The sequence below is a fragment of the Pseudomonas sp. PA-5-4B genome (assembly GCF_021606215.1).
Classification (GTDB): domain Bacteria; phylum Pseudomonadota; class Gammaproteobacteria; order Pseudomonadales; family Pseudomonadaceae; genus Aquipseudomonas; species Aquipseudomonas edaphica.
On sequence record NZ_WKDB01000060.1, the window covers coordinates 14341 to 37789 of the forward strand.

Annotated in this window: 25 protein-coding genes and 1 tRNA gene; 11 read left to right on the forward strand and 15 right to left on the reverse strand. The window is 57.8% G+C overall.

Going from position 1 to position 23449, the window contains the following annotated elements; all coding sequences use genetic code 11:
- Position 1 precedes the first annotated feature (1 nt).
- From hscA to trmJ, 8 genes are all read right to left on the reverse strand, one after another.
- On the reverse strand, positions 2-1864 hold the full coding sequence (gene hscA, locus GIW28_RS23795) for a Fe-S protein assembly chaperone HscA (protein ID WP_099550106.1): 1863 nt from the start codon (positions 1862-1864) through the stop codon (positions 2-4).
- Between the two features lie 51 nt (positions 1865-1915).
- Positions 1916-2437 (reverse strand): co-chaperone HscB, encoded by a 522-nt coding sequence (hscB, locus tag GIW28_RS23800; RefSeq protein WP_017135945.1) that lies wholly within the window; start codon positions 2435-2437, stop codon positions 1916-1918.
- Between the two features lie 8 nt (positions 2438-2445).
- The gene (iscA, locus tag GIW28_RS23805; protein WP_003209680.1) at positions 2446-2769 is read right to left on the reverse strand and encodes an iron-sulfur cluster assembly protein IscA; all 324 of its coding nucleotides are present in this window, start codon (positions 2767-2769) and stop codon (positions 2446-2448) included.
- Between the two features lie 28 nt (positions 2770-2797).
- Positions 2798-3184 (reverse strand): Fe-S cluster assembly scaffold IscU, encoded by a 387-nt coding sequence (iscU, locus tag GIW28_RS23810; protein WP_003175965.1) that lies wholly within the window; start codon positions 3182-3184, stop codon positions 2798-2800.
- A 99-nt stretch (positions 3185-3283) separates the two neighbouring features.
- Complete coding sequence (locus GIW28_RS23815; protein WP_017135944.1) at positions 3284-4498, reverse strand: IscS subfamily cysteine desulfurase; 1215 nt, start codon at positions 4496-4498, stop codon at positions 3284-3286.
- A gap of 50 nt (positions 4499-4548) precedes the next feature.
- Entirely contained in the window at positions 4549-5040 is a 492-nt protein-coding gene (gene iscR / locus GIW28_RS23820; RefSeq protein WP_003194020.1) for a Fe-S cluster assembly transcriptional regulator IscR, read from the reverse strand.
- A 299-nt stretch (positions 5041-5339) separates the two neighbouring features.
- Positions 5340-6125 (reverse strand): serine O-acetyltransferase, encoded by a 786-nt coding sequence (cysE, locus tag GIW28_RS23825; protein WP_017135943.1) that lies wholly within the window; start codon positions 6123-6125, stop codon positions 5340-5342.
- Positions 6126-6127: 2 nt separating this feature from the next.
- Positions 6128-6898, reverse strand: coding sequence for a tRNA (cytosine(32)/uridine(32)-2'-O)-methyltransferase TrmJ (gene trmJ / locus GIW28_RS23830; protein WP_003210307.1), 771 nt, complete (start codon positions 6896-6898; stop codon positions 6128-6130).
- Between the two features lie 145 nt (positions 6899-7043).
- On the opposite strand from trmJ, the gene suhB reads away from it, so the two are divergent.
- Complete coding sequence (gene suhB, locus GIW28_RS23835) at positions 7044-7859, forward strand: type III secretion system regulator SuhB (protein WP_003175971.1); 816 nt, start codon at positions 7044-7046, stop codon at positions 7857-7859.
- 128 nt (positions 7860-7987) lie between these two features.
- On the opposite strand, the gene GIW28_RS23840 is transcribed toward suhB, so the two are convergent.
- From GIW28_RS23840 to queA, 6 genes are all read right to left on the reverse strand, one after another.
- Positions 7988-8530 carry a glycine zipper 2TM domain-containing protein gene (locus GIW28_RS23840; protein WP_017135941.1) on the reverse strand — a complete coding sequence of 181 codons (543 nt, stop codon included), beginning with the start codon at positions 8528-8530 and terminating at the stop codon, positions 7988-7990.
- A 123-nt stretch (positions 8531-8653) separates the two neighbouring features.
- Positions 8654-9568 carry a protein translocase subunit SecF gene (gene secF, locus GIW28_RS23845; protein WP_017135940.1) on the reverse strand — a complete coding sequence of 305 codons (915 nt, stop codon included), beginning with the start codon at positions 9566-9568 and terminating at the stop codon, positions 8654-8656.
- Positions 9569-9577: 9 nt separating this feature from the next.
- Positions 9578-11449, reverse strand: a complete 1872-nt coding sequence (gene secD / locus GIW28_RS23850) for a protein translocase subunit SecD (protein ID WP_017135939.1) — start codon at positions 11447-11449, stop codon at positions 9578-9580.
- Positions 11450-11511: 62 nt separating this feature from the next.
- Complete coding sequence (gene yajC, locus GIW28_RS23855; protein WP_003175975.1) at positions 11512-11850, reverse strand: preprotein translocase subunit YajC; 339 nt, start codon at positions 11848-11850, stop codon at positions 11512-11514.
- 43 nt (positions 11851-11893) lie between these two features.
- A complete protein-coding gene (gene tgt, locus GIW28_RS23860; RefSeq protein ID WP_003175976.1) occupies positions 11894-13009 on the reverse strand; it encodes a tRNA guanosine(34) transglycosylase Tgt in 1116 nt (371 codons plus the stop codon).
- A gap of 5 nt (positions 13010-13014) precedes the next feature.
- The gene (gene queA / locus GIW28_RS23865) at positions 13015-14079 is read right to left on the reverse strand and encodes a tRNA preQ1(34) S-adenosylmethionine ribosyltransferase-isomerase QueA (protein WP_138453875.1); all 1065 of its coding nucleotides are present in this window, start codon (positions 14077-14079) and stop codon (positions 13015-13017) included.
- Positions 14080-14187: 108 nt separating this feature from the next.
- Between queA and GIW28_RS23870 the strand changes: the two genes are divergently transcribed.
- The 10 genes from GIW28_RS23870 (at position 14188) to GIW28_RS23915 (ending at position 22684) form a co-directional block, all read left to right on the forward strand.
- Positions 14188-14272, forward strand: a tRNA-Leu gene (locus GIW28_RS23870).
- 165 nt (positions 14273-14437) lie between these two features.
- A complete protein-coding gene (locus tag GIW28_RS23875; protein ID WP_236459121.1) occupies positions 14438-15679 on the forward strand; it encodes a tyrosine-type recombinase/integrase in 1242 nt (413 codons plus the stop codon).
- A gap of 246 nt (positions 15680-15925) precedes the next feature.
- Positions 15926-16864 carry a hypothetical protein gene (locus tag GIW28_RS23880; RefSeq protein WP_236459120.1) on the forward strand — a complete coding sequence of 313 codons (939 nt, stop codon included), beginning with the start codon at positions 15926-15928 and terminating at the stop codon, positions 16862-16864.
- Between the two features lie 80 nt (positions 16865-16944).
- A complete protein-coding gene (locus GIW28_RS23885) occupies positions 16945-17199 on the forward strand; it encodes a helix-turn-helix transcriptional regulator (protein WP_026078127.1) in 255 nt (84 codons plus the stop codon).
- Complete coding sequence (locus GIW28_RS23890; RefSeq protein ID WP_236459119.1) at positions 17196-17501, forward strand: hypothetical protein; 306 nt, start codon at positions 17196-17198, stop codon at positions 17499-17501. The genes GIW28_RS23885 and GIW28_RS23890 overlap by 4 nt, the downstream gene beginning before the upstream one ends.
- Before the next feature lie 530 nt (positions 17502-18031).
- Positions 18032-18316: a hypothetical protein gene (locus GIW28_RS23895; protein ID WP_236447715.1), complete on the forward strand. Its 285-nt coding sequence runs from the start codon at positions 18032-18034 to the stop codon at positions 18314-18316.
- On the forward strand, positions 18313-18585 hold the full coding sequence (locus tag GIW28_RS23900) for a DUF3077 domain-containing protein (RefSeq protein ID WP_236447716.1): 273 nt from the start codon (positions 18313-18315) through the stop codon (positions 18583-18585). The genes GIW28_RS23895 and GIW28_RS23900 overlap by 4 nt, the downstream gene beginning before the upstream one ends.
- Positions 18582-21470: a DUF927 domain-containing protein gene (locus GIW28_RS23905; protein ID WP_236459118.1), complete on the forward strand. Its 2889-nt coding sequence runs from the start codon at positions 18582-18584 to the stop codon at positions 21468-21470. Before GIW28_RS23900 ends, GIW28_RS23905 begins: the two co-directional genes overlap by 4 nt.
- 98 nt (positions 21471-21568) lie before the next feature.
- Positions 21569-22411: a chromosome segregation protein SMC gene (locus GIW28_RS23910; protein WP_236447718.1), complete on the forward strand. Its 843-nt coding sequence runs from the start codon at positions 21569-21571 to the stop codon at positions 22409-22411.
- A 63-nt stretch (positions 22412-22474) separates the two neighbouring features.
- On the forward strand, positions 22475-22684 hold the full coding sequence (locus GIW28_RS23915) for a hypothetical protein (protein ID WP_236447719.1): 210 nt from the start codon (positions 22475-22477) through the stop codon (positions 22682-22684).
- A 325-nt stretch (positions 22685-23009) separates the two neighbouring features.
- On the opposite strand, the gene GIW28_RS23920 is transcribed toward GIW28_RS23915, so the two are convergent.
- Positions 23010-23449 (reverse strand): hypothetical protein (locus GIW28_RS23920; protein WP_236490418.1); only part of this gene is annotated, 440 nt, incomplete at its 5' end.

Consider the following 23449-nt stretch of genomic DNA (forward strand, 5'->3'; position numbering starts at 1 on the left):
ATTATTCCTCGATTTCATTCAGGTTGCGCCCGGCCAGTGCGGCTTTCACCGTCTGATCCATGCGGCGGGCGGCAAAAGCATCAGTCACTTGCGACAGGCGCTTGGTCTGCTGCTCGATGGCGTAACCATCGTTGCCTTTCATCAGTTCGGCCAGTTCCTGCATTTGCAGGTCGATAACCATGCGCTCTTCAGCATCCAGCAGACGCTCGCCGTCGGCTTCCAGGGCGCCCTGCACAGCTTCGAGCAGGCGCTGGGCATCGACTTGCTGCTCGCGCAGCACGCGGGCGACCTTGTCGTCACCGGCATATTGGAACGAATCCTTGAGCATCTTGGCGATTTCGCCGTCGGTGAGGCCGTAGGACGGCTTGACCTGAATGCTGGCTTCAACGCCCGAGGCCAATTCACGCGCTGCTACGCTGAGCAGGCCATCGGCGTCGACCTGAAAGGTCACGCGAATTTTCGCCGCACCGGCCACCATCGCCGGGATGCCGCGCAATTCAAAGCGCGCCAGGGAGCGGCAGTCGCTGATCAGTTCGCGCTCGCCTTGCAGCACATGAATCATCATGGCCGTCTGGCCATCTTTGTACGTGGTGAAATCCTGGGCGCGTGCGACGGGGATGGTGGTGTTGCGTGGAATCACCTTCTCCATCAGGCCGCCCATGGTTTCCAACCCCAAAGAAAGCGGGATCACGTCGAGCAGCAGCAGTTCGCCACCCTCGCGCTTGTTACCGGCAAGCGTGTCGGCCTGGATAGCAGCGCCGATGGCGACTACTTGGTCCGGGTCGATTTCTGTCAGTGGCTGGCGACCGAAAGCTTCGGCAACCGCTTCGCGAACGCGTGGGACGCGCGTCGAACCGCCGACCATGACCACTGCGGCCACGTCTTCCAGCTCGATACCGGAATCACGTACAGCCCTACGGCACGCCTTGAGGCTGCGAGCGACCATCGGTTCGATCAGCGCATCAAAGGCTTCGCGAGTCAGTTGAGCCGACCAGTTACCGTAGGAAACTTCAACAGAATCAGCGTCAGTCAGTGCTTCCTTGGCCGCACAGGCAGTTTGCAGCAGATTACGCTGCGCGCCCGGGTCCAGATCAGCCGACAAGCCAGCGCTGGTGATGATCCAGCCTGCAATGGCATGGTCAAAGTCATCGCCGCCCAAGGCGCTGTCGCCCCCGGTGGCCAGTACTTCAAACACACCGCCGGTCAGGCGCAGAATCGAAATATCAAAAGTACCACCGCCCAGGTCATAAATAGCCACCAGGCCTTCAGCGTGCTGATCCAGGCCATAGGCCACCGCCGCTGCGGTCGGCTCGTTGAGCAAGCGCAACACGTTCAGGCCCGCAAGCTTCGCGGCGTCCTTGGTGGCTTGACGCTGTGCGTCATCGAAATAGGCAGGAACGGTGATCACTGCGCCGACCAGTTCGCCGCCCAAGGTATTTTCTGCGCGCTGACGCAGCACCTTGAGGATATCGGCCGACACTTCAACCGGGCTTTTCGGGCCTTGGACGGTGTCGATGAACGGCATATGGGATTCGCCGCCAACAAAGCGGTACGGCAGCTGGTCGCCCAATTGCTTGACGTCGGAAAGACCGCGACCCATCAAGCGTTTAACCGACAGCACGGTATTCAACGGGTCACTGGACGCTGCCAGCTTGGCCGACTCACCGACTTCAGTGCGATCAGCGTGATAACGCACAGCGGAGGGCAGGATCACCTGGCCATTAGCGTCGGGCAATGGCTCGGACAGGCCGCTGCGCAAGGCAGCAACCAGGGAATTGGTGGTGCCCAGGTCAATCCCGACCGCCAGGCGACGCTGGTGTGGTTGAGGGCTTTGGCCGGGTTCGGCGATTTGCAGTAGGGCCATGGTAATCAGGTCTTATCTGTCTATCAGGCGTGCATCACGGGCAGCACTGGGTTAATCGTCGAGGCGCTCTTCTAGCTGGCGCACTTCGTAGGTGAGCTTGTCGAGGAACTGCATGCGCCGCATCAGGCGTTCGGCCTGTTCACGTTGCGCTGCATCATCCCAACAGGCTGCGAAGCTTTCATTGAGCTCATCCTGGGCCGTTTTCAGACGACGCTTGAAGACCGCGACACCGGCTATATCAGCCTCGTCCTGCAAGTCTTCGAGTTCTTCGCGCCACTGCATCTGCTGCATCAGGAAGTCCGGGTCGTGCACCGTCACTTCGATCGGCAACTCACCACCGTTCAACGCGAGCAGGTAGCGCGCGCGTTTGGGCGGGTTTTTCAGCGTCTGATAGGCTTCGTTGAGGCTGGCCGATTGCTCCAGCGCCAGGCGCTGCTCACGCTCGGAAGCGTCAGCAAAGCGGTCCGGATGCACCCCACGCGCCAACTCTCGGTAGCGCGTGGCAAGCTGCTCAAGGTCCAGCCGAAAGCTCGGCTGCAGCTCGAATAAAGCGAAATGACAAGGAGTACCCACGAATAGCCTCAGATGTTGAAGCTTTCGCCGCAGCCACATTCACCGCGCACGTTGGGGTTGTTGAACTTGAAGCCTTCGTTCAACCCTTCCTTGACGAAATCGAGTTCGGTGCCGTCCAGGTAGGTCAGGCTTTTAGGGTCGATGATCACTTTCTCGCCGTGACTTTCGAACACCTGGTCCTCTTCAACCACCTCGTCGACAAACTCCAGCACGTAGGCAAGGCCGGAACAGCCCGTGGTGCGAACACCCAGACGAATCCCCTCACCTTTACCGCGCCCATTCAGGGAGCGGCGAATGTGCTGCGCAGCCGCTTCTGTCATGCTGATAGCCATCGTTGACTCCTTACTCGTCGCCAAATGCTTAGATCAAGCCTTTCTTCTGCTTGTAGTCGCGAACGGCCGCCTTGATGGCGTCTTCGGCGAGTACCGAGCAGTGAATTTTCACTGGCGGCAGGGCCAGTTCTTCGGCCAACTGGGTGTTGCTGATGGTGACAGCCTCATCCAGGGTCTTGCCTTTCATCCACTCGGTAGCGAGGGAGCTTGAGGCAATGGCGGAACCGCAGCCGTAAGTCTTGAACTTGGCGTCTTCGATAACGCCAGCGTCGTTGACCTTGATCTGCAGGCGCATCACATCGCCGCACGCCGGAGCGCCGACCATGCCGGTGCCGACATCAGGGTCTTCCGCGTTCATCTTGCCGACGTTGCGCGGGTTTTCGTAGTGGTCGATGACCTTTTCGCTGTAAGCCATGGTACTGAATCCTCACTCATCAGGGCCGCTCTGGAACCCTGTAAAAACGCCTGCGTTTTCCGCCACGTTCTTACAGAGCTTGGGTGGCGGCTTCTATAGTTAGTGTGCCGCCCACTCGATCTTGGAGATATCGACACCGTCTTTGTACATGTCCCACAGCGGCGACAGAACGCGCAGCTTGTTGACGGCTTCGCAGACTTTCTGCGCGGCGTAGTCGACTTGCTCTTCGGTGGTGAAACGGCCGAACGTAAAGCGGATCGAGCTGTGTGCCAGTTCGTCGTTGCGGCCCAGGGCGCGCAGAACGTACGAAGGCTCAAGGGAAGCCGAGGTGCAGGCCGAACCGGACGAAACCGCCAGGTCCTTGAGCGCCATGATCAGCGACTCGCCTTCGACGTAGTTGAAGCTCAAATTCAGGTTGTGCGGTACACGGGCAGTCATGCTGCCATTGATGTACAGCTCTTCAAGGTTCTCGACCTGCTTGTAGAAGCGATCGCTCAGCGCCTTGATACGGATGTTTTCGGCAGCCATGTCTTCTTTGGCTACACGGAAGGCTTCGCCCATGCCGACGATCTGGTGAGTCGCCAGGGTGCCGGAACGCATGCCGCGCTCGTGACCGCCGCCGTGCATGGTCGCTTCGATGCGCACGCGAGGCTTGCGGCTCACGTACAGCGCGCCGATGCCTTTAGGGCCGTAGGTTTTGTGGGCAGAGAACGACATCAGGTCGACTTTCAGCTTGGACAGGTCGATGTCGACCTTGCCGGTGGACTGAGCAGCGTCGACGTGCAGCAGGATGCCTTTGGAGCGAGTCAGCTCGCCAATGGCTGCGATGTCGTTGATGGTGCCGATTTCGTTGTTCACGTGAATCACGGAAACCAGGATGGTGTCTTCACGCAGGGCCGCTTCGATCATGGCCGGGGTGACGATACCGTCGGTGGTTGGCTCAAGGTAGGTAACCTCGAAACCTTCACGCTCCAGTTGGCGCATGGTGTCGAGGACAGCCTTGTGCTCAATCTTGGTGGTGATCAGGTGCTTGCCCTTGGTCGCGTAGAAATGCGCCGCGCCCTTGATTGCCAGGTTGTCGGATTCGGTAGCACCGGAAGTCCAGACGATTTCCCGCGGATCGGCGCCTACCAGGTCGGCGACTTGGCGACGAGCATTCTCGACCGCTTCCTCGGCTTTCCAGCCGAATACGTGGGAACGGGAGGCTGGGTTACCGAAGTTTCCGTCAACCAGCAGGCATTCGCTCATCTTTTGCGCGACACGCGGATCAACCGGGGTGGTCGCTGAGTAATCAAGGTAAATCGGCAATTTCATGGACTTTCTCCTAAATCAGGCTGGCTGGCGTGCCGTTAGCTCTTCGGCTGTCACTCGACGGCGGACGCTTCAATCTTGTCCAGACGCGGCGCCTTGGTGTTGCAACGGCGCTGGTCCTGACGCTGGGCTACTTCTTGCACCTCACGGCGAGTCACAAGATCAGCCAAGCTGATACCACTCAAAAACTCATGGATCTGCAGGCTCAAGTCACACCACAAGTGGTGGGTCAGGCAGGTGTCGCCGGCATGGCAGTCACCCAAACCCTGGCATTTGGTGGCATCGACGGATTCGTTCACCGCGTCGATCACCTGAGCTACCTGAATGCCCTGCATATCGCGGGACAATTGATAACCGCCACCCGGCCCACGCACGCTGGAAACCAAGTTGCTACGGCGCAATTTGGCGAACAGCTGCTCGAGGTAGGACAGGGAAATGCCTTGGCGCTCGGAGATATCGGCCAGGGACACCGGCCCAGTTTGCGCGTGCAAGGCCAGGTCAAGCATGGCGGTCACCGCGTATCGGCCTTTTGTAGTCAGTCTCATGGACAAGTACCAAGGTGTTTCAGAATGGGAGCAAGTATGCGATTCCCGAGTATTTAAGTCAACTATAAGACCTAGTACTTTAGTCAGGATTACCCGTAAAAAGGGCGCGCGAATAATAGCAGGGTGGGGTGGGGACGAACAGCGGGAACCGGGCCACGACTCAATCTCAAGACCAATGGAAGCCAAATGTGGGAGCTGGCTTGCCTGCGATAGCGGTGGGTCAGCACCCCCTAAATGAGCTGGCAGACCGCTATCGCAGGCAAGCCAGCTCCCACAGAAGGTTTTATCGCGCTTAAGATTTAGCCAGCCTTGGTGGTGGCAGCTTCAACCTTGATCTCGGCGAAGTCTTCTTCGCGCAGCTCAGGCAGATCTTTTGCGCAGTAGCTACTGCCCAACTCCTTCAATGCGCCGCACATACCGTCCAGCTTGCCATCCACGGCCTGCAGGTGGTCGAGCAACTGGCCAATGGCACGCGCCACCGGGTCGGGCATGTCTTCGCTGACACCGTAGGCATCGAAACCGATCTTCTCAGCCATCGCTTTGCGCTTGGCTTCCTGCTCGTCGCCGAGCTCCGGCTTGACGATGATGCGGCCGGGAATGCCCACCACCGTCGCGCCAGGCGGCACAGCCTTGGTCACCACAGCATTGGAGCCCACTTTGGCACCCGCGCCGACAGTGAACGGGCCAAGCACCTTGGCACCCGCCCCCACCACTACGCCATCGCCCAATGTCGGGTGGCGCTTGCCTTTATTCCACGTTGTGCCACCCAGGGTCACGCCCTGATACAGCGTCACGTCATCACCGATTTCGGCGGTTTCGCCAATCACGATGCCCATGCCATGGTCGATAAAGAAGCGACGACCCACCTTGGCGCCTGGATGAATCTCGATTCCGGTCAACCAGCGCCCAAAGTTCGACACCAGCCGTGCCAGCCATTTCCAGCCCATGCCCCATAAGACTGCGGACAGGCGGTGAATCCAGATCGCGTGCATGCCTGGGTAGCAGGTCAGCACTTCAAAGGCGTTGCGCGCCGCCGGGTCACGGTGGAAAACACTCTGGATATCTTCTCGCAAACGCTCGAACATTTTTAATCCTTCCGCTTAAGAAGCTCACCACGGGCCGCTTTCTGGGTTTCCGTGAGGATGCCACGCAATATGTTCATTTCTGCCCGGCTTACCGAGCTACGGCCGTACAAGCGACGCAGGCGTGCCATCAAGTGCCGTGGTTTTTCCGGATCGAGAAACTCGATGGCCACCAGGGTTTGCTCCAGGTGCTCATAGAATCGCTCCAACTCGTCCATGGTGGCCAACTCGCCACTCTTGGTCGATGCGACCTCATCCTTCTCGACCTTGCTCGGCTGGCCTTCTGCAGCCAGCCAGGCCATGCGCACTTCGTAACTCAACACCTGCACCGCTGCCCCGAGGTTCAGCGAGCTGAACTCAGGGTCTGATGGGATGTGCACGTGGTAATGACATCGCTGCAGCTCTTCATTGGTCAGGCCGGAGTCTTCACGGCCAAACACCAAAGCGATTTCAGCGCCACCTGCAGCCTCTTCCACCACCTTGGTGCCGCATTCGCGCGGATCCAGCAGTGGCCAGGGGATTCGACGGTCGCGAGCACTGGTGCCAAGCACCAGGTTGCAGCCGACCAAAGCGTCTTCCAAAGTGGCGACGACCTGGGCTTTTTCAAGGATGTCATTGGCGCCGGATGCACGGGCATCGGCCTCGTGGTGCGGGAACACACGCGGCTCGACCAGCACCAGGCGCGTCAGCCCCATGTTTTTCATGGCTCGCGCCACCCCGCCGATGTTGCCGGGATGACTGGTATTGACGAGGACGACACGGATGTTTTGCAGCAAGGGAGGCGCTCTCGGACACAGGAAAGGGGAGCAAATCTTACAGAACAGCCTAAGGTTATGCCATGAAAGCTAACGTCGTCCTTCACCTGAAGAAAGTTTCTGCTAGAATGCCCGGCTTTCTTTAACAACCTTAGGTGACACATCCATGCAGCCCATGCTGAATATCGCGCTGCGCGCCGCCCGCAGCGCCAGTGAATTGATCTTCCGCTCCATCGAGCGCCTGGATACCATCAAGGTCGACGAAAAAGACGCCAAGGATTATGTATCCGAGGTGGATCGCGCCGCTGAGCAAAAAATCATCGACGCGCTGCGCAAGGCCTACCCTACCCACGGCATCCTCGGTGAAGAAACCGGCTTGCACAAAGGCAGCGGCGAAGGCGAAGACTACCTGTGGATCATCGACCCACTGGATGGCACCACCAACTTCCTGCGCGGCATCCCACACTTTGCAGTCAGCATTGCCTGCAAATACCGTGGCCGCCTGGAACACGCCGTCGTACTCGACCCGGTTCGCCAGGAAGAATTCACCGCCAGCCGTGGCCGTGGCGCCCAGCTGAACGGTCGTCGCCTGCGCGTCAGCGGCCGTACCAGCCTGGACGGCGCCCTGCTGGGCACTGGCTTCCCGTTCCGTGACGACCAGATGGACAACCTGGAAAACTACCTGGGCATGTTCCGCGCCCTGGTTGGCCAGACCGCCGGCATCCGCCGCGCCGGTGCTGCCAGCCTGGACCTGGCGTATGTTGCCGCCGGTCGTTTTGATGCGTTCTGGGAGTCAGGCCTGTCCGAATGGGACATGGCTGCAGGCGCCCTGCTGATCCAGGAAGCTGGTGGCCTGGTGAGCGACTTTACCGGTGGTCACGATTTCCTTGAGAAAGGCCATGTGGTCGCCGGCAACACCAAATGCTTCAAGGCAGTACTGACGGCGATCCAGCCGCACCTGCCGGCTTCGCTGAAGCGCTAAGCGAGCGAGCACAAAAAAAGCACCCCGAGGGGTGCTTTTTTTGTGCCTGGGATTTGCTATCCCAGCAGCCAACACAATCCAATGTGGGAGCTGGCTTGCCTGCTCCCACACTTGGATTGATGTCAGCCTTACTGCTGGTTTTGGCCCAGGATCAGACGACCTTCCTTATCCACTGGAATCTGTCCGCCCGGATCACGGTCCATACGCACGGAACCTTCTTTGCCATCCAGGTTGTAGCGCACGTCATAACCCACAACCTTGTCACTGATATCGTTGACCGTGCTGCAACGCTGCTGCGTGGTGGTGTAGGTATCGCGGTTCTGCATACCTTCCTGCACCTTGTTACCGGCGTAACCGCCACCGACAGCACCGGCTACAGTAGCCAGCTTCTTGCCATTACCGCCACCGACCTGGTTGCCCAACAAGCCACCGGCCAGCGCGCCAACCACGGTGCCGACGATTTGGTGTTGATCCTGCACCGGCTTCTGCCGGGTCACGGTGACGTCCTTGCAGACCTCACGAGGGGTTTTGATCTGGGTTTTCACCGGCTGCACTGCCAGCACTTGCGCATACTCAGGGCCGCTTTTTACCAGGCTGTAGGTGGCAACAGCACCCCCGGCAGTCACACCGACAGCACCCAATACCGCACCAACCAGTAACGACTTGTTCACGTGAACCTCCTGACCATCACAAGCGGACCGAAACGTCCGCGCTATACCCAGCCTTGGAGCAAAAAAAAAGGCACGAGTTCAATACTCGTGCCTTATTTGTAACAGCGTATCAACGATCGCCCATCAAGGACGGTCGTCGACCTCCTTGCCGGTAGCGGCAGGCGGGATCAAATCTTCGCTGTTGAGGTTCAGCCAGATCAGCACCACGTTAGCGATGTAGATCGACGAGTAGGTACCCGCCAGAACGCCGATGAACAGTGCCAGGGAGAAGCCCCACAGATTGTCGCCACCGAAGATCATCAGTGCAGCAATCGCCAGCAAGGTGGAGATCGACGTCGCCATGGTCCGCAGCAGGGTCTGAGTGGTGGAGATGTTGATGTTCTCGACCAGCGTAGCCTTGCGCAGTACGCGGAAGTTCTCACGAACCCGGTCGAATACCACGATGGTGTCGTTGAGCGAGTAACCAATGATCGCCAACACCGCCGCCAGCACCGTCAGGTCGAAGGTGATCTGGAAGTACGCCAGGATACCCACGGTGACGATTACGTCGTGGATCAGCGACACAATGGCGCCGACGCCGAATTTCCACTGAAAGCGGAACGCCAGGTAGACCATGATGCCGGCCAGCGCCATCAGCATGCCGAGACCGCCCTGGTCGCGCAGCTCTTCACCCACTTGCGGGCCTACGAACTCGACGCGCTTGACCGACGCCGGGTTGTCACCGCCGACCTTCTGCAAGGCTTCGGCTACCTGATGACCCAACTGCGGATCTTCGCCCGGCATACGCACCAGCAGGTCGGTGGTAGCACCAAAGCTCTGCACGATGGCTTCGTGATAGCCGGCCTTGACCAGCTCGCTGCGCACCAGGGTGACGTCGGCCGGCTTCTCGTAGGTCAGCTCGATGAGCGTACCGCCGGTAAAGTCCAGACCGTAGTTCAGGCCCTTATGGAACCAGCTGAACAACGCCAGAACGGTAAGGAGCACTGTGGCGCCGAACGCAATGTTGCGAACGCCCATGAAGTTGATTGTACGTAACATGGCAGCCCCTTAAATCCACAACTTCTTGAAGTCACGTCCGCCAAAGATCAGGTTGACCATTGCGCGGGTCACCATGATGGCCGTGAACATCGAGGTAAAGATACCGAGGGACATGGTCACCGCAAAACCTTTGACCGGGCCGGTGCCCATGGCAAAGAGAATCCCGCCGACCAGCAGAGTGGTCAGGTTGGAGTCGAGAATCGCGGTAAATGCCCGGCCGAAGCCTTCGTTGATTGCACGTTGTACGGTCATGCCCGCCGCGATCTCTTCACGAATACGCGAGAAGATCAGTACGTTGGCATCTACGGCCATACCCATGGTGAGTACGATACCGGCGATACCTGGCAGGGTCAGTGTTGCGCCCAGCAGCGACATCAGTGCCAGCAGCATCACCATGTTGCCCGCCAGGGCCACGGTGGCGATGACGCCGAAGAAGCGGTAGATGGCGATGATGAACAAGGACACAAACAGCATGCCCCACAAGGCCGCATCGATACCCTTGGTGATGTTGTCGGCACCCAGGCTCGGGCCAATGGTGCGCTCTTCAGCGAAGTACATCGGCGCCGCCAGGCCACCCGCACGCAGCAGCAGTGCCAGCTCGGAAGATTCGCCCTGGCCATTCAGGCCGGTAATGCGGAATTGAGCACCCAGCGGCGACTGGATGGTCGCCAGGCTGATGATTTTCTTCTCTTCCTTGAAGGTCTGCACCGGCACGTCTTTCTCGACACCGTCGACCATTTGTTTGGTGTAGGTGGTGACCGGGCGTTGCTCGATGAAGATCACCGCCATGCTGCGACCGACGTTACTGCGCGTGGCGCGGCTCATCAGGTCACCGCCATGGCCATCCAGACGGATGTTCACTTCCGGAGTACCGTGCTGCGAATCGAAACCCGCCTTGGCGTCAGTCACCTGATCACCGGTGATGATCAAGCCACGCTCGATCAGCGCTGGAGGACGGTTGCCTTCACGGAACTCGAATTCTTCGGCAGTCGCGCGAGTCGCACCCGGCTCAGCCGCCAGACGGAATTCCAGGTTGGCGGTTTTACCCAGGATACGCTTGGCTTCAGCGGTATCTTGTACGCCTGGCAGTTCAACCACGATGCGGTTGGCGCCTTGACGCTGCACGATCGGCTCAGCCACACCCAGCTCGTTGACGCGGTTACGTACCGTGGTCAAGTTCTGCTTGATGGAGTATTCGCGGATTTCCGCGATCTTGGCCGGGGTCATCGCCAGACGCAGCACAGCCTGACCATTCAGGTCAGCCGGTACGATGTCGAAATCATTGAAGTTCTTGCGCACCAGGGCACGGGCCTGTTCGCGGGTCGCTTCATCAGAGAAGCCCAGCTGGATGGCACCGTTGAGCTGCGGCAGGCTGCGATAACGCACCTTCTCTTTGCGCAGCAGGCTCTTCACGTCGCCTTCGTAAACTTTCAGACGCGCGTCGAGGGCTTTGTCCATGTCGACTTCCAGCAGGAAGTGCACACCACCGGACAAGTCCAGACCCAGCTTCATCGGGTGCGCGCCAATGCTGCGCAGCCATTTTGGCGTGGTCTGTGCGAGGTTGAGCGCGACAACGTAGTCATCACCCATGGCCTTGCGCACGACGTCTTTGGCCGGCAACTGGTCTTCGGCCTTGGTCAGGCGCAACAAACCGCCTTTCGCATCAGACGCCAAGGTTGCCGCTTTTACCTGGATACCGGCGTCGGTGAGCGCTTTGCTCGCACGGTCCAGGTCAGCCTGATTGACCTGCAGCGTAGTGCTGGCGCCAGTGATCTGGATCGCAGGGTCATCAGGATAAAGATTGGGAGCGGAATAAATAAAACCGATCGCCAGCACCGCCAGGATCAGTACGTATTTCCACAGAGGGTATTTGTTCAGCATCACGCCGCCCGCTTATAACGCGGGGCGCCTTGCGCGCCCCGTCGATTGGTAAAGGTTGTTACTCAGATCGCTTTGAGCGTGCCTTTTGGCAGCGTGGCGGCGATAGCGCCCTTCTGGAACTTCATTTCTACGGTGTCGGAGACTTCCAGAACCACGAAAGCATCGGAAACCTTGGTGATCTTGCCGGCGATGCCGCCAGTAGTCACAACTTCGTCGCCTTTCTGCAGGCTGCCCAGCAGGTTTTTCTGCTCTTTGGCGCGCTTGGCCTGTGGGCGCCAGATCATCAGGTAGAAGATGACCAGGAAGCCGACCAGGAAAATCCACTCGAAACCACCACCCATAGGGCCGGCGGCGGCAGGCGCAGCGGCGTCAGCCATGGCATTAGAGATAAAAAAGCTCATTTAGCACTCCAGTTGCAAATAGTGAATCTTAGGGTCGGAAAACTCAGTCCAAGGGCGGCACAGGGAGCCCGCGCTTGGCATAGAAGGCATCGACGAAGGCGGCCAATGTACCCTGTTGAATAGCCTCACGCAAACCAGCCATCAGGACTTGGTAGTGACGCAAATTGTGGATGGTATTCAACATGCTACCCAGCATTTCCCCGCACTTGTCCAGATGGTGCAGATAAGCACGCGAGAAGTTCTGGCAGGTGTAGCAGTCACAGGTGGGATCCAGCGGCGAATCATCATGGCGATGGAACGCGTTACGGATCTTCAGCACGCCTGTATCGATGAACAGATGCCCATTGCGGGCATTACGGGTTGGCATCACGCAATCGAACATGTCCACACCGCGGCGCACACCCTCTACGAGATCTTCCGGTTTGCCAACGCCCATAAGGTAACGAGGTTTGTCAGCGGGCATCAGGCCCGGCAGGTAATCCAGCACCTTGATCATCTCGTGCTTGGGCTCACCTACCGACAGACCGCCGATAGCCAGGCCGTCAAAGCCGATTTTGTCGAGGCCTTCGAGCGAGCGCTTGCGCAGGCTTTCGTGCATGCCGCCCTGGACGATACCGAACAGCGCAGCAGTGTTATCGCCGTGGGCGTTTTTCGAGCGCTGAGCCCAACGCAACGACAGTTCCATGGAGATACGCGCGACATCTTCATCCGCGGGATAAGGCGTGCACTCGTCAAAAATCATCACGATGTCGGAGCCCAGGTCGCGCTGCACCTGCATCGACTCTTCAGGGCCCATGAACACTTTGGAACCGTCCACCGGCGAGGCGAAAGTCACGCCCTCTTCCTTGATCTTGCGCATGGCACCCAGGCTGAATACCTGGAAACCACCGGAGTCGGTGAGGATCGGGCCTTGCCACTTCATGAAGTCATGCAGGTCGCCATGCTTCTTGATCACCTCCGTGCCCGGGCGCAGCCACAGGTGGAAGGTGTTGCCCAGGATGATCTCGGCGCCGGTCGCGACGATGTCACGCGGCAGCATGCCTTTTACAGTGCCGTAAGTGCCCACTGGCATGAACGCCGGGGTTTCGACGGTGCCACGCGGGAACGTGAGGCGACCACGACGAGCCTTGCCATCCGTGGCCAACAATTCAAACGACATACGACTCATAGTTGCTCCTCAAGGCCCGCTTCTTTAGGAGCAGTCGGCGCAGGGTTACGGGTGATAAACATCGCATCACCGTAGCTGAAAAAACGGTATCCATTATCGATGGCAGCTTTATACGCCGCCATTGTTTCGGGATAACCCGCGAAGGCCGACACCAGCATCAGCAGCGTGGATTCCGGCAAATGGAAATTGGTCACCAGGCAATCGACCACATGGAACGGCCGGCCCGGGAAAATAAAGATATCGGTGTCGCCACTGAACGGCTTGAGCACACCATCACGCGCGGCACTCTCCAGCGAGCGCACGCTGGTGGTGCCCACTGCAACCACGCGACCACCGCGCGCCTTGCATGCCGCCACCGCATCCACGACTTCCTGGCTGACTTCCAGCCATTCGCTGTGCATATGGTGGTCTTCGATGTTATCCACACGCACCGGCTGAAACGTGCCGGCCCCCACGTGCAGGGTCACATAAGCGCTTTCGACGCCTTTGGCAGCAATCGCATCCAGCAGCGGCTGGTCAAAATGCAGCCCGGCTGTAGGTGCGGCGACAGCACCGAGGCGCTGCGAGTACACCGTCTGGTAGCGCTCGCGGTCCGAGTCTTCGTCGGGGCGGTCGATATAAGGAGGCAGCGGCATATGGCCGACGCGCTCCAGCAGCGGCAACACCTCTTCGGCGAACTTGAGTTCGAACAACGCGTCATGCCGCGCAACCATCTCGGCTTCGCCACCGCCATCAATGAGGATGCTCGAGCCGGGTTTCGGCGACTTGCTGGAGCGCACATGGGCCAGCACGCGATGGCTGTCCAGCACCCGCTCCACCAGAATTTCCAGCTTGCCGCCGGACGCTTTCTGGCCAAACAGCCGTGCCGGAATCACCCGGGTATTGTTAAACACCATCAAATCGCCTGGGCGCAAATGCTCAAGCAAATCAGTGAATTGGCGGTGTGCGAGGGCACCACTCACCCCGTCCAGGGTCAGCAGTCGACTGGCGCGACGCTCGGCCAAAGGGTGGCGAGCGATCAGCGAATCAGGGAGCTCAAAAGTAAAGTCAGCAACGCGCATGATAGGGTTCGTCTAGCAGGGCCGGGGAGTCTAGCGGAAATAGTGAAAATAGACCATGAAACGTGATTGACCAACGGTAATCTCATCTCTATACTTCGCCGCCATTGAGCCCTGATGGCGGAATTGGTAGACGCGGCGGATTCAAAATCCGTTTTCGAAAGGAGTGGGAGTTCGAGTCTCCCTCGGGGCACCATATAGCAGTATCTGAAAGTCTCTACCAGGCTTTCAGGCCCAAAGAAACCGGCCACTTGAGCCGGTTTTTTTGTGTCTGCCTATCTACCTCTGTATCCCCTTATCCGTTGTATCCCTGTATCCCTGCTTGTATCCTGAGAAAAATACCGAACTTTGGGATACAAGGATGAAGCGCGCAGATATCAAGCGCCGCCCTCTCGCAGACACGACGCTTGCAGGGCTGGAGCCGGAGTCAAAGGAATACAGGGAGCTAGACGGAAACGGCCTCTACTTCAGGGTCAAACCTGATGGTGGTAAATCCTGGCAGCTACGCTACAAACGTCCGGCGGGCAATTGGGCTTGGATGGGGCTCGGGGGTTACCCAGAGGTCAGTGGTGCGCTGGCAAGAGAGAAAGCTGCCGATCTACGCAAAGTAGTAAGTAGCGGCGCCGATCCCCTTGAGCAGAAACGATCTGCTAAAGCTGCAATCGATGCGGCCAAGGCTCGAACGTTTCGAGCTGCTGCTGAGGCTTGGCTCAAGGCCAAAGAAGAAAAGGGCCTCGCACCCTCTACCCTTCACAAAATCCGCACCTACCTCGACAAGGACATACTCCCGGCATTGGGAGATAAGCCCCTCGACGAAATCACCCGTACCGACTGTGCAGATCTCCAAGCATCCCTCGAAGCTAGAGACGCTCACAACGTGGCGGAAAAGTGCCGCACCTGGATCAACCAAATATTCGGCCGAGCGATTGGTTTAGGACTCACCGAAAACGATCCGGGCAGCCGCCTTCGCGACATTGCCGCCCAGGCGCCCAAGACTCAGCAGCATCCACACTTGCTGGAGCCTGAACTCGCTGAGTTCCTCCAAGCACTCAAAAACACTCCGAGCAGACTGACGGCACGTACCGCCGCATGGCTTTGTATCAGGACGGCCTCCCGCCCAGGCATGGTCCGCTTGGCTGAATGGAAAGAGTTCGATCTTGAGAAGGCCATTTGGACGACGCCTGCTGCCAAGATGAAGATGCGCCGGGATTTTGTATGCCCCCTTCCCCACCAAGCCGTTACAGCACTGAGGGATCTGCACTGTTTAACGGGACGGAGTCGCTGGCTTTTCCCCGGCGTCGGAGCAAAGAACCCAACCATCAGCGAAAACACAATTAACAAAGTCTTCGCTACCATTGGCTACAAAGGGCGTCTAGTAGGACACGGTACTCGACATACCGCGAGCACGTTACTTCGAGAACATGGCTGGCCAAAGGAACATGTTGAAGCGCAGTTGGCTCACAAAGAGGAAGGCATCTCGGGGGTATACAACAAGGCCCAATACTTTGAGCAACGCGTAAAAATGATGCAATGGTACGCCGATCACCTTGATTCCCTAGAGGCCGGAAATGTAGTGCAAGGTCAATTTGGGAAGGCCGTGTGAAGCCGTCAACCCTATACCTCCTCAAAAATCGTGTTACGGGTGTTACGCGTGTTACGCCGCCCAATAACCCATTGTATTTATTGAATATATTCAGCGTTACACGCGCTGAAAAACTTCTGAGCACCACGTGTTACACGGTGGAGTCGTGTTACAGAACCGCCACACCCGCGACCCTGCTGGCATCCGCGTTTTTATCCGCAAATCGCTGCGTTAGCCCACTGACCTCGGGGCGTCGGGGAGACCTAAATGGACATTGAGCGAGGCATCGAGGCAGAGGAGCTAGAAATTGCAGGCGTCGACGTAACGTGCCTGGTGTGGGATCAGGACGAAGTCGAGATTGCCGTTCGCAATCTTGTGCTGTTTCCGCAGTTCAACGAACACTTCAAAGATGCGTTCGATCTGATCAACACCGCTACATCGTTCTGGCTTGAGGACGGCTCCTACGCTCCGTGCGCAGAGTCGGTAACAAGAACCCTTTATCGACTTCGCGATCCAATTAGCGAGCATGCCAGTTATGCAGAGGCAGGCTCATTGCCCAGTGTCATTCGACGGTTTCTTGGGGTGAGTCATTCCGCAGCAGACTCACAGCTCGTGGCGACCTTCGCCCTTGCGCTTGGAACCCAAGCTGTGGAGACGCTCGCAAATTGGCTGTTCCATCTTGAGCTCACCACCTACGGTATTGATGCAGACCTGATAGAGCAGTTGAAACACGAATCACCCCGCCAGTACCTTGCTCTGATCGAAAAAGAACGGGACCGCAGTAGTGGAAACGAAATCCGAGTACGAGAAGACTTCGCTACGTTGTTGGGTGAGGCGAACCAAGCGTTGTTGATGGCGAATCTTTATCGCCAAGTGGAGCAGATGGATGTGTTTAAAAAAGGCTTCAACACATCAAGCCTGATGCATCGAATTCTCGACAATGCCTTTTCGACAAAGGCGACGAGAAGGGGCCAGGAAGCCGGTAAGGGGAACCGAGATCCCAGCTCAAAAATACAGACTGACACAATGGATAGGCGAGCAAGAATTAAGGCGGCGGCTGAGCAAACCATTAACGGTCGGAAAATTGAAATGCGAAGTCTGACCGATGCTGAACTGACCAATATTCTTTCCAAACGGGAAGGCCTCGGCACAAAAAAAACCATTCGAGAACATTTGACCGCCCTGGGCCTTAGACCTCTGAAATAAAAGGGAGCAGACACAGTCCACTCCCCCTCCCCTGCGTAGCGTATGACCCGTTGTCTCAATTAACAAAGGGTTAGCTCGCTATGACTACCGTATTAAAAGCAATTCCCTCGCATGATCCCTCAATGACCCTCATCCGCATGCCCGAGGTCATTTCAATCGTAGGGCTCGCACGCCCGACTATCTACAAGCTAATGCGTCAACCTGAAAGCGGATTCCCGTTGCCGGTAAAGCTGAGTAACAGCAATGCCCGAAGCGCTCCGGTTGCGTGGGTGTTGGGGGAAGTTCAGGCATGGACACGCGCACGCATCGCTGCGCGCGATCAGGTGGCAGCATGAAAAATCGTGTTGCTAACAGGGCCATCTTGCAGCCCTTTTCTGTACTCAAAAAAGTCGGGTTCTCATCACGCGGTATGCAGCGTTTTGAACGTTACCGCACGGAGCAAAAACGCCTTAACCGGGACGTCATGGTGATGCGGTGGAGAGATGGAATCTGGTGCGCATTGTCAGTTCCCTGCCAAGCCCCGCAAGCAATCATCGTCGACGAAGGCCAACAGATAGACGCCTACGAGGATGCACGCGCCTGCCTCGAAGGCGACCTGTTGCCCTTTGTCTCCCTGCGCTGGGCCGTTCATGCCTGAAACGAAAACGCCCCCGGCGGCAACCGGAGGCGTTGAGGTAAATCTACATGCCTGACCAATTTATGCCGCATCGAAAAAATCCGCAAGTGATCTGCACAGTTGCGCTTTCAAAAAACGAACGTTACTCTCTGCCTGTCGCTGCAAATTCAGCGACCGGGTTTGACGGCCCGTTCAGACATTGGCGCACAGGCGCCCCCATCACGATTGCAGGCGCTTTTTTTGTGCCTGCACATCCTGTTTATGGCGGCTGTGCGCGGGATACCTTCGGGTATGCCGGGTTCCTTTGTCCCCGGTCCGTCAACCTGCGCACAGCTGCCACCTTAATTCGTTTGACGGCGAACCGTGGCAGCTCCCCAGACAAAGGAGTTTCGCCCAATGCACGCCACCAATCCGTCCAAAATTCGCGCCGCCGCTCATCGAGCCATGGCTCTCGCCGCTTTACACGCCAACTCCAGCCTCGCTACACGCCTCTCCCGTTACAACGCCCATATGTCCAAGGCTCGCGCTCTGGAAGCCGCAGGGGGTGCTCAATGAGCATGCTCCCATGCTTTTCACTGCCCGAGGATCTCCTCTGCGTCAGCCAGGATGCTGAAGCCGGTATTCCGATCGATGCCATCACATGCGCCCTCGACCGTGCCGATTCAGTTCTCATGCTGCTGGAAGATCACTTAGACGGCGATAAACCCGTCCTCTCCAACCGCGTACTGTCGTCCGTTATTTGGGACGTGCGCGGCACCTTGGGCTTGATCAAAACACTCGCCTTGTACGGTGACGCCTCCTCTGTGCCAATGGGCCAGAAAGGCGGTGCACTGTGAACACTGCCACCACTCTTGGGCGTGCCGAGTTCTCGTGTGCCAACGACACCCACCAAAAGTTATTTCGGGTGAATGCAGGCGTGCTCCTTGAGGATGCGCTTGAAGCAATTTCACTGTTTCAGCACTACGCCAATCAACTGACCCTCGATGCTGCCATGAGTAACGAGGGCGAGCGTTTCAGTTGGCCGGCGTTCTACCTGGGCGAGATGGCAAAAGCACTGATCGATGACGTCAACGATGCGCTGTATGCAACGAGGACAGCACCATGACTCAGCGCACCGGCAACACCTCAAAACGCCCCAGCTTTGCCGACGTTAAAATCGCTGCCCTGAAGAACATCGACCGCGTGCTTGCTCAATGGCTGCCGAATGGCAAACGCGTCGACGGCGGCAAGGAATACACAGCACCGAACCCTACGCGCACGGACAAACGTGCAGGCTCACTCAAGGTTAATTTGAGCAAAGGCACCTGGGCAGATTTTGCCACCGGGGATAAGGGCGGCGACCTGATCGACCTGGTGCGCTACATCGACGGCGGCACGGACGTTGAGGCCTGCAAAAAGCTTGCGGATCTGCTCAGTGTTTCCGCAGGTTCTGCGACTACCAAAAGCGCACCGGCCAAGAGCGCAACGCCGGAGTGGATCGCAATTCAGCCGATCCCGGCCGAGGCCATGAACAAGTGCCCAGCCAGACACCGGCAACACGGTGTTCCGTCCAAAGTGTGGATCTATCGCGATGCACAGGGCCAACCGGTCATGGCGCTGTATCGCTTCGACCTGGGCCCAGATGAAGGCGGCAAACCGCGAAAGGTCTTTGCGCCGTTGACCTGGTGCAAGCGCTCCGACGAACAAACCACGCAATGGCGCTGGCAAGGATTGCCGGAACCACGGCCATTGCTGCGCCTGGATGAACTGGCACAGCGTGTCGATGCGACTGTGGTGCTGTGTGAAGGCGAAAAGGCTGCTGATGCCGCCGCCGAACTGATGCCCGACCACGTAGCCACCTGCTGGCCAAACGGCTCCAACTCTTGGCACAAGGCCGACCTGACGCCCCTCAAAGGGCGCGCTGTGGTGCTGTGGCCGGATAACGATGCCAGCGGCAAGACTTGCATGGACGCCATCGAACTCAAGGTGATTGAGCTGGGCGCCACTTCGGTGCAACGAATCTCGCTCGACGTGTTCAAGCTCAAGCCCAGCAGCAAAGGCGGAAAGCCGACACTCGTCAAAGGTGGAAAATGGGCTGAGGGCGACGATGCAGCGGATGCGTTAGCCAAAGGCTGGACCGCTGCCCACGTCGCCGAGCTGGTGCGCAGCGGTGAGTTTTTCGGCAGTGCCGCTGAGCCAACTGAACCTCAAGAACAGAAGGCCAAGGCGCCCGCCAAACGCCCTGCGAAATCGAAAAATGACCTATTGCCGGGCGGCTTTCGCCTGACGTCTGAAGGGGTGTTTTATTCCGGCGATGATGGCGAGGCGCGTCCTGTGTGTTCGCCTCTCGAAATCATCGCCCGTACTCGCGACGACAAGGGCCACAACTGGGGGTTATTGGTCGAATTCGACGACCCGGACGGCGCCAAAAAACGCTGGAACATTCCGGCCCGAACCATGACCGGCGACTTCGGCAAGGATGTACTCGGCCCACTGGTAGACATGGGGCTGCGCCTTGCTGGAAGCCGATCAGGACGCAATGCCCGCAATGACCTGCAGAGTTATCTCGGCGGATTCGACAGCGCCCAGCGCGCACGCTTGGTAACGCGCTTGGGATGGCACGACAAGGCGTTTCTATTGCCCGAACAACAGATTGGCTCGCACGCCGAACACCTGCATTTTTATGAGGCCGGTGCGCAATTGCCACCGATCAGCGAGGCGGGCTCTCTGGAGCAGTGGCAGCAGCAAATCGGCGCGCTGTGCGTTGGTAACCATCGCTTGGCGTTTGTCGTCTCTGTGGCCTTTGCAGGGCCTCTGCTGAACCTGCTGGGGCATGAGTCCGGCGGCTTCCATCTCTATGGCGACAGCTCCGGTGGCAAGACCACTCACCTACAAGTTGCCGCCTCGGTTTATGGCGGGCCGCGCCTGGTGCGTTCGTGGCGCTCGACAGATAACGCCCTGGAGTCCATCGCAGCCGCCCATTCAGACGGGCTCCTAGTGCTGGATGAAATCGGCATGTGTGACCCACGCATTATTGGCGAGACGGTTTACATGCTCGGTAACGGCACCGGTAAGGCCCGGGCGAATGATCGAGGACAAGCGGGCCGACAGGTGCAGGAGTGGCGCTTGCTGTTTCTCTCAACGGGCGAGAAGACGTTGGCGCAACACATGGCGGACGCAAACAAGGAGCTGAAAGCGGGCATGGAGGTTCGAATGCTTGCGGTGCCAGCGGATGCTAGCAAGGGCCTCGGCATGTTCGATGTACTGAATGGTTTTGAAGACGCCGCCGCCCTCTCCGATGCGCTCAAGGCCCGTGTCGCCAAATATTACGGCACGCCCCTCACCGCTTTCCTGCTCGCACTGTGCGCGCCTGGGGAAATGCTCAGGTGGACAGTGATCGTTCGCCGCACGGTGGAACAGTTCATCACCCAAAACCTGCCCGCCTCGGCCAGTGGTCAGGCGCAACGTGCCGCCCTTCGCTTTGGCCTCGCAGCAGCGGCCGGAGAGTTAGCCACCGCCTTCGGCGTTACTGGCTGGCCCGATGGCACAGCCACAACCGCAGCACGGGTGTGTCTGCATGCGTGGCTGGCCGAACGCGGCGGCGCCGGAAACTTCGAGGGCGATGCGATCTTGGCGCGGCTGCGACAGGTCATCGAACGCTTTGGAGAAAGCCGCTTTACCCGATGGGAATCTGCCGCCGCCAAGATCGATGAACACGGCCCTCGCACGATTGATCGGTTGGGCTTTCGTAAGACCCTGGAACACGGCATGGGCGACACCCTGCACACCACCAACACCTATTACGTGCTGCCTGAAGCCTGGAGGGCCGAGATCTTCAAGGGCATGAATATCAGTGCCGTGAACAAGGAGCTGCTGCAACGGGGCGTGCTCGAACCGGGAAGCGACGGCAAGGCGTACAGCTTGATTCGCCTGCCTGGGTTAGGACCTCAACGCTGCTATGTGGTGAAGACAGTTCCTGGAACGGATGAAAGCGAGGCCAAGGCCGCCTGATGGCATGCCTGCCGATTGAGGTAGCGCCGGCTCAATCCCGGCCTCGCCAGCCATTCGACAACCATCTCTATCAACCATACCACCCAGAGACAATACAGATGAACACTGCTCAAGAATTGAAAGACCGCCGCGACCAACTGACTCTCGAAGTGGAGAGCATTCGGCTCGACCTGTCGCCCTTTGAAGCGGCACTGGAAAGTCCAGAGGTTATCCAACAGGGCCGTCAACGGGCCGTACAGGATGAAATCAACGATCACAAAAGACGCATCGACTCACGAAATCTGGAGATCAGCACACTGAACCAGAAGATTGATCGCCTTGAAACATTGGCAAACCGTGAGAGCTTGGCTGCCGGCTATCTGAGCGATATGGCGAACTGGAAAGCGGACGAGATGGAACTCAATGAAAAGCGCAGCAGCATCGAGACCCGGTTGCAGCAGGTCCGCCAGAGCGATCAGGAAGACATGGCAAAAGCCCGACAAGCTGAAACGGATGCAGCCACCGCCTATGCACAGGCTGTCGCCTGGGGCGATGTGGAGGGCGAGAAAGCGGCTAACGCAGAAGCTCAAAAGGCAGCGAAGAACCTCACGGCTGCGGTTGAGCATCACCGCCGCCAACACTTACTGATTACCGCCCTGGAGCAGGAGCTGGTGACGATTGATCTGCATATCACAGAGGCACAGAAGGAACGCGCCAAGATCGAAAATCAAGCGGCTCATCTGGCGAACACAGTGTTAGAAGAACAATGGAATGAGGCCGCGAAAACACTGCTGGAGACAGGCGGTAAGCTGTGGGCAGCACGCAACCTGATTAGCCGTGATCCGGTTGCACTGATGAAGCTGGATATCCCTGAACAGGGCGAGCACTTTGGAAGCTGGACCTGGCGAGAACTTGTGGCTCGCTCCCACCAACACAACTTGATTGATCTGTTGGCCGCCTAACCCAAACCTTCCCCGAAGCAACCGGCGAGGGCATGTTGCTTCGGGCCTACCATCGGTCTAACCATGAATAAACCACCACAGAATAGTGCTCAGATGCCGGATTCCCTAAAGGCCCGAAAGCTGCATTTGAACGGGATAATTGTCGGCATCGCTGGCATGAAAAAGCTCAACGCAAGAGCAAACAAAATCACCAAGGTTGAGACGCTCACGATTGATGCAATCAAGGCAGAGCTTGATTTCATTGACCTTCAGCTCAAAAGAAAGGCCGGATAAAGAAGAGGCGGAAGCCTAAACAGCCTCCGTCTCGCTAGCTCCACCCCTTGCAATCAAGGACTCACACTTTTTCGGTTCGCGGTCTACAGCGGGCTAGACTTATGAGCACTTTCCTCCGAAAGCGGTGCTTCGCATCAGTGAGCCGCGTCACTTATGCCTACAGCCCGCGACTCCATTAAACATACGGTCAAAAAACTCAAGCAATAAGAGACTCAAGATAGTCGTTACAAAAAATAAGAAGCCCGATGAACCTAGTGAAAGATCACCTACAGTTGATCTTTCACTATATGACTTCCGGCAAAGATCGTACCGAGTTTGTAAATGACTAATAATCTACCTTAGAAGCTTTTTTTGCTGGCCACAGTCTCAGCGACCGGTCATTCAGCCTGAGGCCAACAAGAACAGACTTGGCTCCGTTAGAGGGGTTATAACTTCGTGACGATTTATATTTATGAAGTGTCACTACAAAAATAAGTTGCTTGTTTAGGCGGGCCAATGCTCCATCAAGCCAATCATTTGAAGCCCATAAAAGCTCACCATCTTCATGGTGATGCGATTGTCGATGATCAGGATCAGGCGCCCAGCGGCCCCAAACTTGGCTTCTCAACGCGATGCTTCCATCCCCTACGCGCCATTCTCCACTTAGTGGCTCATTCATCAATCCCAAATATTTCGTAAGCTCTATCCCAAGACGTGGCCGTCCTCCCGGGCCCGTAGCAGCGATTTCCTCGCCCTCGTCAATACCGAGATTTTGCATGTCTGGTG